Origin of the sequence: Clostridium estertheticum (assembly GCF_011065935.2) — a bacterium.
GTDB classification, from domain to species: Bacteria; Bacillota; Clostridia; order Clostridiales; family Clostridiaceae; genus Clostridium_AD; species Clostridium_AD estertheticum_A.
Map to the genome: position 1 here is coordinate 5,349,220 of NZ_JAAMNH020000001.1, position 16,068 is coordinate 5,365,287.

Consider the following 16,068-nt stretch of genomic DNA (forward strand, 5'->3'; position numbering starts at 1 on the left):
TTAAACTTAAAATACTTATTATATGTTTTAGTTGTTGCAAACTTGCCACTTGCCACGTGAGTGGCACCAAACTTTTAATATATTCATTATACACCATTTTATTCCACACTACTAACAACATAAATGGTTTTATACATCTATGTTCCCTCATTTTTATTTTGTCTATACTATAGTTGAAAAACAAAATTATTTATTTTTAAGATGGAAAATTCTATAACTTCCTTTAAAGTCCTAAAACCCTCAGTAATTTATGTAACTGAGGGTTTTACTGAAGTTTTTTTGCTATAGTATTGGAACTATTATCTTGCCTAGAGTATTTACAAAATTAAAGTCCTCAAAGCCAAATTCTTTTGTCTGTGTTGATTCCGTTAAGTATAATACTCCTTTTACTATGTTACCGTTGATCAATGGAATTGCCATAACAGATTGCCAGTTTGGTACACCTGTAACGGTATCATACTCAGTTATTGTGTCCCAATCTATTTTGCATAATCCCTGTTTACTATCAATTACGGATTTTATTACCTTCTCATTATAGGTATTGATATCCATCCATTCATTTTTGAAAATTTTTCTTGAATATTGGTCTATAATATTGTCACTTTCTAAGATAAACAAAATTCCCTTTTGAGCTTCTGTAATTTCAATTATTCTACCTAATAAACTATATATTTTATCTTCTCTACTAGCGCTTATGTTTGTAAGCTCAATAAGTTCTATCATAGCAAGTACATTTCTATGGTCTTGTATTGCATTACCAGATATAATTCCAGTAAGTCTATCTGTTCTTTTCGCCTTTTTAGAGAATTCACTATTCCAAATGTCATATCTATTTCGACCCTGCTGCTTTGCTACATATAGGGCTTGGTCAACTCTCTCAACTAATTCTTCTTGCCACTCACCATGAAGGGGGTAGGAAGCTACACCCAAACTTACAGTAACATCTCGCCTATTGTCTAGTATTTTTTCTCCTTCTATTTTAGACCGAAGTTTTTTAGCTACAAGCTCAGCATCGCAAATACCAGTACGTGGAAGAATTACAATAAACTCCTCACCACCATATCTACCTACAATATCTGTTTCTCTCAAATTGCTCATCACAACATCGCTAACCCTTTTTAACACATAATCTCCTGTCCTATGTCCAAACTTATCATTTATTACTTTAAAATGATCTAAATCATACATAATAAGTGAAAATTCACTTCCTGTTTGACTTGCTACTTCAATTTGTTCACCTAAGGCCTCTTCTAGATATTTTCTAGTAAGAGTTCCTGTCAATTTATCAATAGAAGCAGTTAATTTAAATTTATACTTTTCAATTATTATACCGATAACTTTACCCAGCTCCATACATTTTTTTATGCTATCACTATTAAGATTATTTAAAACCCTTTGTGATTCAATATATACATATCCAATCACATCCTTACTGCCCTGTATGTTTTTTCTTCTTTCACTTTCAATAAAGCCTTTGTCATTGGAATTTTCCATAATAATGGGAATGCAAATAAACGCTTTTAAGGTATTATGAATACTATTTATATCTCCATTTATATTTTGTTCTAAAGATACATCTGTTACTAAAACTGGTCTCTCTCCAGTTAAAATTTTAGCTAATACCTCTTGGTTTTGTGGTAATTCATATCTTCTGTCACTAGAAGCGATAACTTTATAGGCTTTGTCATTATCATTTATAATAATAGTTCCCCTTGTGGCTAGTGTTATATATGATAAATAATCAATTATAAGCTCTAAATTTTTTCCATTGTCTGATTGTAGATTTTCTAATACATCACTTATATCATGAATATCTTCATGAAGAGAAGATGAATATATTTTTTTTATAGACTTTATAAAATTCTTGTTTTTCAAAATATCTTTATGGTTGACTTGCTCTATTAAATATAATAGGTCTTCTTTGTCACTGACATCAATGGACTCAGCTTCTAGCATTGTATTATCTTTATTTCCCTTATAATAATTATTAATAGCTAAAAATTTATCGAAAGGCCTCAATGCATTATTTAGTTTAACATAAGACAATCTGGACTCTAACGGTAACTTGTTAATTATATCCTTTAATATGCCACAAGCTTCAAAGTAGTATATTACTGCATACAAATAATCCTTTTTATCAAAGTAATGATCTCCCATTGCAGTATACACTCTCCAATATATATCTACTTCATTATATTTATTTGAATACTCTAAGGCTTCATTGAAAAATTTAATATTCTTCTTCTTTTCAATTAATCCATCAACATATAATTTTTTAACATATACTCTATGCTCTTTTATATCAATGTGAATCTTGTTAATCTCACTAAAAATAGTAGGTATGTGTTCTTGTTTGCCATTTTCATATAAAAAAATTATTACCTCATAAAATATGTTAAGTCTACTAGTTAATGAGGATATTTTACTTGCTATAGTAATAATATTTTTAATGTTTTCTCTTAAATTCTCATCATTTTCTCTAAAATTAAATCTTATATATTCATTTAAAATCTGAGCCTGACATTTAAAAATACATTCATCATGCTCATATAAATCTAATGCCTTATTTATATAAAACTGAGCTTTTTTCAAATCCCCAAATTTATAGTTAATTTCAGAAGCAAAACAGTAAAATTCTCCTATTTCCTTACATTGATTGGGATAATTTTCTAGTTCTTTATTACAAAGTTCATAATACTTATAAGCATTATCATAATCACCTAATTTTAAATAAGAACTAGCAATAGAACTATAACAATAAAAAATATGGAATTCATCCTCATACTTTTTACATATTTCTAGTGTTTCCATAAAATATTGTAAGGATATTTCATACTGCTCCTTTAATAAATATGTGGCACCAATATTTATTAAAGCTAGTACTTCCTCCGAGCTCATATTATTTTTTTCACATATACCCTTCATCTTTAAGAAATATTTTATGGCCTTATTATCGTCTTGATAATAATCTCCATAAATAACACCTATTCTATTTAATGATTTTATTAAACCACTAATATTATTATATTTATTGCAAACTTCTATATTTTTTTCGAAAATTACTAATGCTTCCTGTGCTCTACCACTTCTTAAATAAGCTAATCCCTTATGGTTGTAAAATATAGTTTTTAACTCTTCATATTCACCGTTACAAATTTCTATACAACTGTTGCATATAGTTTGTACACTTTCATATTCTCGCTTTATGTCGTATACGGAAGCAAGGATACCTTGACATTTAAGCATCCCTGCAACGTAATCTTCTTTGACAAGCATACTTTGAATTCTTGCAATGTAATAAACAGTACTATCTATATTATTTTTACTTAAATACACTTCTGCTATTTTAATTAAGCTATCTATTATATATTTGTGATGCTCTGCATTTTCCTTATACTTCTGTATTGATAGATAGTATTTTACAGCTAAATCAATGTGTCCTTCTTGTTCATGTAAATTCGCAAGGTCCATAATAAGCTTTATATTTTTAACTGGCTCCCAGGAATAGTTTATTACAGATGCAGCTTTAGTTAAATTTTTTATTGCATCATTTCTATTTTTTAGAAGCTTCATTTTTTCAGCATTTTCAATGCAATAATCAATAACCTTGCCCTCTTGATTAGATTTTTCAAGGTGATAAATTAATTCCTCAATATATTCTCTGCCACCCTGTTTATATTGATTTTCAAGCACTACTGAAGCTAATTTGTGCATGGCTTTTCTGTCTTCTTCAGTAATTTTTTCATACATAAGACTTTTAAGAAATTTATTGTAAAAATCAAATACGAAACCTCTATCCTCAATTTTTTTGCATAGTATTCCCGAGGAAATAAGCCCTTCAATAGCTTTCTCTAAATCTTTATTATTCTTTTCAATAAAACTCACAATTATTTCTAAAGAAACAGCACTATTAAATATTGATATTATTTGTAAAATATTATAATTTAATTCTCCCATTTCTTTAACTTGATTTAAAAGTACTCCATGCATATCTGATGGCACTATAAACTCAGAATATTCATAATCTTTAGTCCAATATCCCTCTTCACTATCTACATAAATATATTTTTTACTGAAAAAACTCTTTATTATTTCTTGAACAAATAATGGATTACCCTTTGTCTTCCCATATATACTAGCTGCAAATTTATAGGGTATCCCAGGCATATTAAGAATATTTTGAATCATTCTCCCTACTTCTTTTTCATCTAACTCTTTCAAAAAAATATTAGTTACGCCACTCATCTGAGGTATGCTTTTATTAAATTCTATAAATTTCTTATTTAGCACACATTCTCCATCACAGTAGGACATTATGACCATAATATTTTTATTGGGTAGTTTTTTCCTCATAAGATATTCCATTAACTCTATGGTAAAATCATCGGCTAAGTGGAAATTATCAATAATAATAACTATTGGTATATTATTTATACATTCTTCAATAAACCCTGTTGCGGAATGTATAAGCCTAAACCTTTCTTTATCACCACTTAAGGGCTCCGATGGTATTATATTCTTTTTACCACCTAGTTCAGGTATAAATTTTACTAGTTCCGACTCATACCTTTCGAGCACCTCTGGTTCACATTCAGAAATGAATTGTTTTAATATATCTACAAAAGCCTTATTACTATTTTTAGTAGCGGCCTCCAACATAAAACTGCTATACACATTTACTTTATTCAAAGAAAAAAGATGTTTTATTGAATTAAGAAACTGAGTTTTACCAATACCTGATTCTCCATGAATTAAAATAGTGGAATTATAATTACTTTTATTTTTTATCGCTTCATATATGTTTAAAACTTTATTAACTTCTTCATCTCTACCTATCATTTTCAAATTGAAATTTAATTTTTCTATTTCTTCTTTTCTATGTGGTACGAATTTCTTACGAAAAATAATATTTATATCCATTACTAGTTCTGAAATACTTTTGTAACCTTTTGTAGCATCTTTATAAATCATTTTATGGATTATCTTTTTAAATTTCACATTAAAATTTTCATTTCCATTAATCATTTCTACGATTTTGAATTCACTTAGAGCTACAAGTTCTTCATTAACAATGAAATTATGATCTTTACTTTTCATATACATAATGAAAAGTAATACCCCTAGAGAATATATATCACTAGAAATACTGCCTTTTTCACCTAATAATACTTCTGGCGCCTTAAAATAATCGACCTTATTTTCTTCCTTACAGAAACCTTGTTTTTCAAGTTCAATAGTGGCAAAATCTTTGAATTTAATGCAATATTTTTCACTGCTTTCTATATTTGAAACTATAATATTAGATAAATTTATACCTCCATAAACAAACCCTTTTAAATGAAGATAGTTTATACTTTGGCAAATTTCTATAAACAAATCTAATAACTCTTGCTCTTTCATTCCACCTACAATATCTGAAATACTTAAGTCATTTTGCAGATATTCAGTTGTGTAAAAATACACTTTATCATTTAATTTTTTATTATCTAACATATTAACTAAATCAAAATCATATACTGATGTTATATTTTTGCAGTATAGGTTAGTTAAACTAATGAACTCGTTTGTATAGAATTCTATTAATTCTTTTTTCAGATATTCTGAATTAATAATATTTAATTGAATAGTATCATAATTTTTTATTATGTCATTAACTACATAACTGGAAACTACTCTGTTTTGTTTTACACATTTAACTATTCTATACCTATTGTTAATAATTTCCACTTAAATCACTTCCTTAAATATTAATTAAATCATAATCTGAACGCTACAATAACAAAATATCCTTTTAGCATGTTACATAATACAAATATAACATATTTTTTGTATATCACCACTAGTTTACAGAAAAATATTTCTATTATTTTCTATTTTTTATAATCTCTTTAAAATTTGTACTTATCTATCATTATAACAAATTCCTAAGGACTTTAACTTATTTTTTTATAAAACGTCAAATATCACTACTAAAACAACATTTACAATACTGTTGTTGCATGGCTAAAAAATACCCCCAATAATTGGAGGTATTTTGAATATATACTTGTGTTTTAAGTTAATATCTCGTATCCAGTTTCGGTAACACGTATGGTATGTTCCCACTGAGATGACAATGATCCATCTACCGTAACAGCTGTCCAATCATCTTCTAGTACATCCGCTTCTGGACTACCGATATTGATCATAGGCTCAATAGTAAAGGTCATGTTAGGTAGTAATATCATGCCCTCTCCCTTTTTGCCAATATGAGGTACAAACGGTTCTTCATGAAACTCAATTCCAACGCCGTGTCCACCATAATCATATACTACAGAATATCCAAGACTTTCTGCATGTTGTTGAATTGCATTACCTATATCTCCAAGGGTATTGTAAGGTTTAACCTGCTGGATTCCCAGCTCTAAACATTCCTTTGATACCCGTACCAAATCTATTGCTTCTTTTGAAGCTTCCCCCATTATAAACATTCTATTAGCATCGCCGTAATATCCATCTAATATGCAAGTCACGTCCACATTAACTATATCACCGTCTTTTAGAACGGTATCATCAGGTATGCCATGACATATTACATTATTTATTGATGTACATACACTCTTAGGAAAGCCACCATAGCCTAGTGGTGCTGGATATGCATTATGCTCAACAGTATACTCATGTACCCAAGTATTTATTTCATTTGTGGTTACTCCAACCTTTATTCTCTCCCCTACCATATCAAGTATCTCATGAGTTAGCTTACAACTTTTTCTTATACCATCTATTTGCTGCTCTGTTTTCATGATATCCCTAGGTATTTTATAACCTACCTTTTGCTCTATATTACTTATAAATAGATCTTGCTCCATGTGACATCTTTTGTATTTTTTACCGCTGCCACACCAGCAAATATCATTTCGTGTTAGTATGCTCATTACATTTCCTCCCAATTAACATTATTCAAACTATCAATTTCAACTACAAGGCATTTGCTTATTTCTAAGTGATCTTGAATTTTCAAGATTATATGCTATATTGATAGTTTCACCTTTAATTATAGTTTATAATTGCAAGTATTCAACCTTATTCCAAAATCTTTTTTATTAAGCACCCTAAATTAAGATGCAAAAGTGATCAAATATAGTAAGTCTACTCTGAAATTAAGTTAACATCTTTTCTGAAGGTCATGATTTAATTAATAACTTCTATTGCCTTCTGCTCTAATATTTCCAAACTTTCACCCATTAGCATTCGAGTACTCTTCTCAGAATTTTCAGCTCTCCATACCTCTATATCCTCCGTAAGATTATATTTCCCTTTACTTGCTAATGCGTCAGTTAATGGTAGAACTTCATAAACAAACTTATTATTTTCAGTATATCGATGTACCCAAGTAGGCATATAAGATACTCCGCTTATTGTAATATTATTAGATAACTTACTCTTCTTAATTTGTATATTTACAATAATCCCATCCTCCGTATATCTATTATTAGTTCTTTCATATTGTTGATTTGAAATAAAATTCCCCATTGAGTAGACCACCAAGGACCTTTTACCTGTTTTTTTAGAAGTTACAAATTCAATAGGTTGAATAACGTGTGGATGACTTCCTAAAATAACATCTACCCCATAATCACATAATGCATTTGCAATGCGTATCTGATGGACATTGGGCTTTCTCTCATACTCATTTCCCCAATGAATAAAGAAAATAATTGCTTCCGCTCCCATACCTTTCATTTCGTCAATTTGAGTTTTAATTTTAAACAGGTCCTCATCAATGTGCTCATAACTAAAAGTATTTAATAAATTTACAACATCACTTGGGATTTGTATTGCATTTAGCGTTTTATTTTCTCCCTTTCTTGGTGTTTCAAAGCTATAACTTATAATTCCTAATTTTATGCCTTTAACTTCTTCTATTACATAAGGCTGCTTCTGTACATTATCTCTTGTACCAACGGATATAAGATTCCTTTTTTTTATTTCTTCAAGGGTGCTCAGAACTCCAGCGCTACCCATGTCAATAGTATGGTTATTAATTGTAGATAAGATGTCAAAGCCACAATTCTTCATAGCATCAACTATGCTACTAGGAGAATTAAAAAGTGGAAATCCTGAATATTTCTTCTTTTCACCAGCTAAGGTGGTTTCAAAATTTGCTAGAGCAATATCTGCGGGTTCTATAAGTGCTTTCACATATTTAAAATTATTTTCGAAATTATATTCTCCCGTTTTCTCATTGAATTGTGCTTTTAGCTGATCTCCATGAACTAGTATATCCCCCACAGCTATTATGTTCGCCACCTTATATTCCAGATTCTCACTTACTGGCGCTTTTTTTTCAACCTCTTTTTTATTAACCTCCAGATTTTTATTAGCTTTATACTTACCACCTTGGATATTAATATTTATTGTACTGATAAGTGTAGCTACAAAGATGCATAAAATTATTAGTATTTTAATAGATTTTTTCATATTATATCACCACTTTACATATTAATTAGATCAAAATTAGTTACAAACAAATTATACCATTTATTATAAAATATGTATAATATTTGTATATACATATATCTTATTTTCGGGGTAATATTATATATATTTTTACTTAAAGTTACATTTTATGTTTTATTATATATTATTTGTATGTATCCTATAAAAAGTAGTGTAATTTTTACTCACAATAGTGTAAAATATATTATTATATCTATATATCAAAGATAACTTTTAATATTAATTTCATTTTAATATTAAAACACATTAAAAATTTAATAATATTTATTGATTATATACATTTGGGGTGTGATGTAGTTATGAGACTTGTACCAATAGAATTTGCAAAACAAGGAGATTGTCTGGCTAAAACTATATTTGATGATGATGGAAGAGTTCTATTAAGAGAAGGTGTTATATTAACTGAAATTTTTTTAATAAGAATTAGACGTTTAAAAATTTATTCTATTTATATTAATGATGAATATAGCGATATTATAATTGAGGATGTTATAAAACCTGAGTTACGCCAAAATGCTATAAAAGCTATAAAAGAAACCTTTTATAGCTTTGAAAAATACAGTTTATATTCTAGTAATACAAATTTCAATGAAAAAAATTTTTCCAAAGAAAAACAAACCTATTTCGAATCTATAGGATGTATTGCCAAAGATATAATTGACGAAATTATAAGCAAGAAAAATGTAATGATTAATCTTGTAGACATTAAAAGTATGGATAATTATACTTACCAACATAGCGTGAACGTAGCTGTGATTTCTCTGGTACTCGGGGTTCAATTACAACTAAATCAAAATGATCTTTACACTTTATGTATGGGTGCATTGATTCATGACATAGGTAAGGTCCTTATTCCAAAAGATATAGTTTTAAAGCCTGGCACCTTAACCCATGAAGAGTTTGAAATTATAAAGCAGCATACTACAAAAGGCTATGATTATTTAAAAGGTTGTTTGGATATATCTGCTCCCGCAAGGATTGTCGCTCTTCAACATCATGAAAAAATGGACGGGCGCGGATATCCCGATAATGTAAAGAATAAATCTATAAATAGATTTGCTAGAATTGTTGCTATTGCCGATGTATATGATGCACTAACTTCGGATAGACCTTATAGAAAAGCTATGAGTCCTAATGATGCTGTAGAATACATACTGGCCCATGGAGATACTCAATTTGATTATGAAATGGTTAAAGCATTTTCTAAGGCAGTTGTTCCTTACCCACCTGGAACCCTAGTAAAACTAAGCACTGGTGATATCGGTGTTGTAACAGCTGTATTTCCTAACTATGGTTTAAGACCAGAAGTTAAAATTATAAAAAGAGGGTCCGCTACCAATGCAAGGGAGGTTGGATCACCAGTTTCATTAGTAGATCAATTGGATATTGTAATTAAAAATATCGAATTTGCTATTTAATATTCTATATGTATAAGTTAATTGTCACTTAAATCCTCACCTGCGAAGCTGCAATATTAATGACTATTTTATTTTTATGTTCCTTAAACGTTATAAAGGATATTCTGAACTATCAGAATATCCTTTTATATTAAAAATCATTATTGCTGTAGTCAGTTAGGACTTAGGCTATTCAACTTACCTATATTTTTCTATAAGCCACTATACCCTTAAGCTATTGTAAAGCTTACTATACAATCCTTTTAAGATACTCGTATTTATTAGAACCTGCATTGGCTACTAGATTGTTATTAGCTATTTCTGTAGCTTCCTCAATATCCTTTGCCTTAAACATTATAGTTCCACCATTTCTATTATACATTCCCCCACAAATTAGATACTTAGAAGAATGATTACCCTTGTTAGTACTCGCAGCATAAGTTATTGCTAAACTGTCATTACCCTCTTGTGAATAATTAATCTTAACCCATAAATCCTTTGTTTCCATATTGTTTTACCTCCAGTTAAATAATCCACTAAAGTGGTCCATTAAAAATGCAGTTCAGCTGTAAAGTGAAGCCGCTATAAAATACAATAACTATATATTAAAAAATACTTTACAGGTATTTTTATCCTTAATACTATATCCATATTATAGCGAACGTTTGTTCGTAAGTCAATAGATTTTATAAAATTTTAATATCACTGCTAAATATATATGCTTGTCCTATAGTATTTATTACCACTAATATATATTACGAATAACATTCAAGAAAATATTAATGAATACAAAAGGCACAAGCTTAGAGTATGTTTTATACCCTAAGCCTGTACCCAGTTCCCCAAACAGTTTCAATATATTGAGGATCAGACGTAGATGCCTCAATTTTCTCTCTAACTCTGCCAATATGTACTGTAACGGTTGCAGTATCTCCTATAGCATCAAATCCCCAAATTTTTTCAAATAATTCATCTTTGCTAAATACTCTGTTGGGATTTTCAGCTAGATATAGCAGTATGTCAAATTCTTTTTGAGCTAAATTTATTGTCTCACCATTCATAAATACCTGTCTACAATCTTTTTTTATTTCTAGACCTCTTACTATAATCGTGCTATTTTTGGCGCTACCGTTAAATTTATTCTTTATTCTTTCGTAATTTCGAAGATGTGACTTGACCCTAGCGACTAATTCACTGGGATTGAAGGGCTTTGTAATATAGTCATCCGCACCAAGACTGAGCCCCTTTATTTTATCAATATCTTCCTTTTTTGCAGAAACCATTAAAACTGGAATGTCTTTCTCCTCTTGCAAACTACGCAGAATAGTATATCCATCGATTTTAGGAAGCATAACATCAAGAATTAGCAAGTCAAATCCATTGGTTTTTAATGCATTTAATCCGTCTACACCGTTGTTACATATCTTAACCTCAAAGCCTTCAAGCTCTAAATAGTCTTTTTCAAGTTCAGCAATACACACATCATCTTCAACTATTAAAATTCTTTTCATAATACTCCTCTACCCTTCAGATATTTTTCCAAATGATATCAAAATGCTTGTCCCCTTACTTTCATGACTTACAGCCCATATTTTCCCTTTATGGCCCTCTACAATTTGTTTTGCAATGGCAAGTCCAAGTCCACTTCCATTTGCTTCACTTCTTGCGCCGTCTGCTCTATAAAACCTATCAAAGATTTTATTTACATCCTTCTCGTCAATACCAGAGCCGTTATCCCTTATTTCAATAATAATACTAGAATTAGTTTCTCGAATCAGTATTGTAATTTCCCCTTGCTCTTTATCCATATATTTACGAGCATTATCAATAATATTTAGTATAACCCTCATCAATCTTTCTCTATCAATCTTAACGTATTTTGATGTTTTTAAGTCATTTTTTAAACAAATCTTTATATTTGATTTTTCAAGTTCTAGTGCACTTTCGTGAATGCAGTAATTAAAGTAATCTATAATATCCGTTTTTTGAAAATTAAATGGAAGCTGGCTCAGATCCAATTTAGAGTATAACAGTAAGTCATCAATCATAACATCCATCTGTTCCGCTTTAGAATAAACAGTTTTTAAATAGCGTTCTGCCTTTTCAGGAGTGTTCGCAACACCATCTAAGATACCCTTAACATAACCTTTTATTGAGGTTATAGGTGTTTTGAGATCATGAGATATACTAGAAACTAGCATTGTCCTATTATCATCATACTTTTTTTTAAGGGAAACAGAATCCTTAAGTTGTATTCTCATCTTTTCAAAATCAGCACATAAATCAACAATTTCTTCGTCGCCAACTTCAATAATTTCTAGACTTAAATCCCCTTTACTAATGTCTCCCACTGCAGCTTTTAAAAGTGACAGTGGCTTAATTATTCTTTTTGAGAGCAGATAGGACATAAATATATTAACCCCTATAAAAGTCATTACAAATACCACAAGGATAAATAAGATAAATTTCTCAAGAATACCGGAATACTCAAAAGTTGGTGCCAATAATATGGCATTGCCTAGAGCTTCATCTTTAAACCTAAGTGGAACCACTTCAACTATGTAATCTATTGTATCAATCTCAACTAGATTTTTTTCAGATTTAACCTTAGCTTCTAATATACATTTCTCTATATCTATTTTATTTACATTCTTTGATGTGAAAATAACAGTATTGTTTTTAAGAATTATAAGCTCTCCATCTATATTGGATAACTTTTGATACAAATATTTCTGAAACTTTGGATCTTCTATATCCTCAGAATTTTCTTTCCATATAGCACTCTTAGTATCAGACAACTCAGTTTTTATTAATATAAAATTTTTAAAATTATCATAACCTACATCCTTATTAAACATTTTCGAGGATACAAAAATAAATAGGAATGCGGCTATAATTGTAATGACAAAAGGTATTACTATAGTTATAGTATTGGAAACAATTAATCGCTTTTTTATATTCATTCTTATCACCTCAAAATCCGTTAAATTAGTTTAATAACAACTTTTAAAATTCTTTTTTGTCAAATAAATAATATCCTGCTGTAAAAAATATTATACCATAGCTGAGCATCATCATAAACTGAAGAAAGATTTTAAAAACAGGAATAGTCTCCATAAGAAACAGTGTATACCAGTTCAACATTGAGGTAATAAATATCCCAGAAAATCTATAAAATATAATTCCTAGCCCTTTAAACGTAACGAAAACAAAAATGGACAGGAAAAATACGCTTATCCCACTTCTAATTATATTTGTGAAAAACACAATTATTATTGATAAAATAGCCATAGGCATTAATGTTACAAGATAAGAAATTAAGATTTTTAAAACACTTCCTAAAGAAAAGGAATTTGAATTAAAAAGACAACCAGCCAGTATTGAAAAAATCATTATAAATAAAAGGTTGGCAAGTATAAATAACATAATTGCAGTTAATTTTGCGCTGTAAAACTTCAATCTTGAAATGGGCCTGGTAAGTGCAATCTTCATAGTATTTTGTGAAAATTCTCCTGAAAAACTTTCTATGGTAACAAGCGCCGTAAATAGTGGAAGAATGGTATTTACTACGACTGATAGTACCATTATAGGAAAGTCCATACTTGAAACCCCACGCAGTCCAAAACCAGTTCTTAATACCACCATGGATACCTGTCCTATTATGATGAAAATAAGAGATATAATCACCGCAACTAATACTTTTTTCCTTTTATACAGTTTTTCAATCTCATTTGCTAAAGCAGCCTTAAATTCTACCATTTCTTTCTACCTCGCTAACAAAATAATTTTCAAGTGTTGCATAATTGTTTAGTATATTTTTCATAGTATCTACATTAAGCATTTTCCCATCGTATAGTACACCAATATTAGTACAAGTAAGTTCCACATCGTGAATAAGATGGCTTGAGATAAAAAATGTAGCATTTTCTTTTTCTACCAGGTCTTTTATTATATTTCTCATAGAAATCATTCCTTCAACATCAAGTCCATTTAAGGGTTCATCTAAAATAATAACTTCCGGACGCGATAAAATTGCAGCGGAAATTCCTAGTCTTTGTTTCATTCCAAGTGAAAATTTTCTTGCTTTCTCGTTTTTATATTTTAACATTCCTGTAATCTCTAAAACTTCATTGATTCTTGCTTCATCAACATCTTTATAATATCTTGAAAATTGTTTTAAGTTTTCAAAGGCTGTTAAATAAAGATAGGATTCTGCTGTTTCTATAATACAGCCTACCTTTTGCATTGCAAGCTCATGTTCTTCCAATATACTATGCCCTAAAATTTTAACATCTCCACTGTCTGGTTTTATAAGTCCCGTCATGATTTTCATAGCCGTAGTCTTACCTGCCCCGTTGGGTCCTAAAAATCCAAAGATATCGCCTTTATGTATATCAATGTTAATATCTGTTATACCTCTTCCATTTTTGTATAGCTTGGAAAGGTTTTTAATTTCAATAACTTTATCCATTTGTATACCTCCCTAATTTAGTTTAATAATCCTTCGTGATTATAAATCATAAGTTTGAATAAATATTATATAATAAAACTCTAATTATCAGATAATTAAGAAGGTGACTACTCTTTACATAACCACATGAAAATAAATAACAAGCCAGTATAATAGAAATTTCACTTGTTATTTATTTTCATGTGCCATATTGGTATATTTTTTAGAGTCGCCTATACATAATATCAGTGTGCTTATTTACTATTAGTTAAACACTTTACTGAATTGATCATCAAATAAGATTGTATTACTTCTTACGCTTTCATTAATGCTTAAGCCAATTTTTGCTGATTGTTGGTTAATATATATAGTGCCTTTATTTGCTTCTCCCGCCACATTAAAACTAGCACTCATCTTATTATTCACATCGAATTTCGCATCAAATTTAAAGTCTTTCTTATTGACGGCATATTCTTCATAGCCATTTACATATACCTCATAATATCTTCCACTTATGTTTTTGTCATCAACTGCAGTAACATCTAAGATTCTCTCACCCATTTTTACTAATTTTCCATCTTTTTCGATCAAAATATCTGTCTTATATTTTCCTATATATTTTTCAGGATTAGATAATTTGCTATAATCTTGCTCTATATTTTTTTCTACTTTCTTACCAGAAAGATCAGGTTTATTAACCTTAGTTGAGTTAATATTGGACATCTTCACTAATAGTTCAAAGGTTAATTTATGCTCTGTACCACTTTCATCTTTACCAGAAATTACTCCGCTACCAAGAACACCTTGAATTAACCCTTCTTTAGTTGTTACCATATTCCCCTTAACTTCTTTTACAAATACATCATTTGTTAATTGAGGCCTGCCTTTATCAGTATCATATCTAGTACCAAATAGATTTTTAGATTGAAGAGATACCACTGCATTAATGAGAGCTGGTATTTGCGCTTCGCTAAGTGACCCAGATAAAGTCTTCGTTCCATCTGAATTTTCAGTAACTACAACAGCATCTTTTAAATTACCCACAAGAGCATCTGCAATTTTTTCCATATCAGCAGCTTCTTTTTCTTTAAAAGGGTTGTTAGAGGTTATGTTTTTGCGGGGACTTTTGAAATCACTTGTATAATAAACATTTTGTTCACTGTTTTTATATATAGAACTATTTTTGTCAGAGTAGTTATAGTCCTCTGTCTTTTTTAAGCCCTCCAGTCTAGTTGATACGTTTTCCTTAGCTCCATTTTTCACATCAACTTTATCAAGGGAATTTTGAGAATAAATAACAGTAGCATTATCCTTTAGAATAATTGAGCTGTCCATAGTATAGCTTGAAAGCTTTGTGGTACAACTTTCTGCTGTATATTTTACAGAATCTTTAAGTTGATCATATCCACTTTTAGTTATTACTTGCGCAATAGCAGTAGATGTAAACATTACAGTACCTAGCGCAAAACTTATGATGGTTGCTTTTTTCTTATTTAATTTCATTTTTGTAAAATCTCCTTTTGCTTTAAATTTACTTTTAAACATGAAAGTCTTTCATAATTCTATTTTAAAGTACATCTCTCTACTTTCTATAAACAAATTATAAACAAAGTATAAACTTTGTTTATATCTATAGCAACCGAACTCTAGTTCCTTGCATTAGGTTTAGTGCCTCTATAGCTTTAACAATATCTTTGAATATAAAAAAACAACCCCGGA

At 29.6% G+C, this 16,068-nt stretch carries 10 protein-coding genes; 1 reads left to right on the plus strand and 9 read right to left on the minus strand.

Annotated features, from left to right (window positions below; all coding sequences use genetic code 11):
* Positions 1-282: 282 nt before the first annotated feature.
* From G9F72_RS25570 to G9F72_RS25580, 3 genes are all read right to left on the minus strand, one after another.
* Positions 283-5,727, minus strand: coding sequence for a diguanylate cyclase (locus tag G9F72_RS25570; RefSeq protein ID WP_164957200.1), 5,445 nt, complete (start codon positions 5,725-5,727; stop codon positions 283-285).
* A 326-nt stretch (positions 5,728-6,053) separates the two neighbouring features.
* Positions 6,054-6,917, minus strand: a complete 864-nt coding sequence (locus G9F72_RS25575; protein WP_164957201.1) for a methionyl aminopeptidase — start codon at positions 6,915-6,917, stop codon at positions 6,054-6,056.
* 256 nt (positions 6,918-7,173) lie between these two features.
* Positions 7,174-8,463, minus strand: coding sequence for a CapA family protein (locus G9F72_RS25580; RefSeq protein WP_164957202.1), 1,290 nt, complete (start codon positions 8,461-8,463; stop codon positions 7,174-7,176).
* 338 nt (positions 8,464-8,801) lie between these two features.
* On the opposite strand from G9F72_RS25580, the gene G9F72_RS25585 reads away from it, so the two are divergent.
* Positions 8,802-9,920: an HD-GYP domain-containing protein gene (locus G9F72_RS25585; protein ID WP_164957203.1), complete on the plus strand. Its 1,119-nt coding sequence runs from the start codon at positions 8,802-8,804 to the stop codon at positions 9,918-9,920.
* Between the two features lie 229 nt (positions 9,921-10,149).
* Here G9F72_RS25585 and G9F72_RS25590 read toward each other — a convergent pair whose 3' ends face one another.
* From G9F72_RS25590 to G9F72_RS25615, 6 genes are all read right to left on the minus strand, one after another.
* Complete coding sequence (locus G9F72_RS25590) at positions 10,150-10,407, minus strand: hypothetical protein (RefSeq protein WP_164957204.1); 258 nt, start codon at positions 10,405-10,407, stop codon at positions 10,150-10,152.
* 307 nt (positions 10,408-10,714) lie between these two features.
* Positions 10,715-11,410 carry a response regulator transcription factor gene (locus G9F72_RS25595; RefSeq protein WP_164957205.1) on the minus strand — a complete coding sequence of 232 codons (696 nt, stop codon included), beginning with the start codon at positions 11,408-11,410 and terminating at the stop codon, positions 10,715-10,717.
* 9 nt (positions 11,411-11,419) lie between these two features.
* Entirely contained in the window at positions 11,420-12,862 is a 1,443-nt protein-coding gene (locus tag G9F72_RS25600; protein ID WP_164957206.1) for a sensor histidine kinase, read from the minus strand.
* A 43-nt stretch (positions 12,863-12,905) separates the two neighbouring features.
* Complete coding sequence (locus G9F72_RS25605; protein ID WP_164957207.1) at positions 12,906-13,658, minus strand: ABC transporter permease; 753 nt, start codon at positions 13,656-13,658, stop codon at positions 12,906-12,908.
* Complete coding sequence (locus tag G9F72_RS25610) at positions 13,645-14,370, minus strand: ABC transporter ATP-binding protein (RefSeq protein WP_164957208.1); 726 nt, start codon at positions 14,368-14,370, stop codon at positions 13,645-13,647. Before G9F72_RS25610 ends, G9F72_RS25605 begins: the two co-directional genes overlap by 14 nt.
* Positions 14,371-14,613: 243 nt before the next feature.
* The gene (locus G9F72_RS25615; RefSeq protein WP_164957209.1) at positions 14,614-15,852 is read right to left on the minus strand and encodes a hypothetical protein; all 1,239 of its coding nucleotides are present in this window, start codon (positions 15,850-15,852) and stop codon (positions 14,614-14,616) included.
* Between the last annotated feature and the right edge of the window lie 216 nt (positions 15,853-16,068).

Bases quoted from the DNA above. Each gene is read 5' to 3' on its own strand.
- G9F72_RS25575 (WP_164957201.1), bottom strand. From the start codon at position 6,917: ATGAGCATACTAACACGAAATGATATTTGCTGGTGTGGCAGCGGTAAA.
- G9F72_RS25580 (WP_164957202.1), bottom strand. From the start codon at position 8,463: ATGAAAAAATCTATTAAAATACTAATAATTTTATGCATCTTTGTAGCT.
- G9F72_RS25585 (WP_164957203.1), top strand. From the start codon at position 8,802: ATGAGACTTGTACCAATAGAATTTGCAAAACAAGGAGATTGTCTGGCT.
- G9F72_RS25590 (WP_164957204.1), bottom strand. From the start codon at position 10,407: ATGGAAACAAAGGATTTATGGGTTAAGATTAATTATTCACAAGAGGGT.
- G9F72_RS25595 (WP_164957205.1), bottom strand. From the start codon at position 11,410: ATGAAAAGAATTTTAATAGTTGAAGATGATGTGTGTATTGCTGAACTT.
- G9F72_RS25600 (WP_164957206.1), bottom strand. From the start codon at position 12,862: ATGAATATAAAAAAGCGATTAATTGTTTCCAATACTATAACTATAGTA.
- G9F72_RS25605 (WP_164957207.1), bottom strand. From the start codon at position 13,658: ATGGTAGAATTTAAGGCTGCTTTAGCAAATGAGATTGAAAAACTGTAT.
- G9F72_RS25610 (WP_164957208.1), bottom strand. From the start codon at position 14,370: ATGGATAAAGTTATTGAAATTAAAAACCTTTCCAAGCTATACAAAAAT.
- G9F72_RS25615 (WP_164957209.1), bottom strand. From the start codon at position 15,852: ATGAAATTAAATAAGAAAAAAGCAACCATCATAAGTTTTGCGCTAGGT.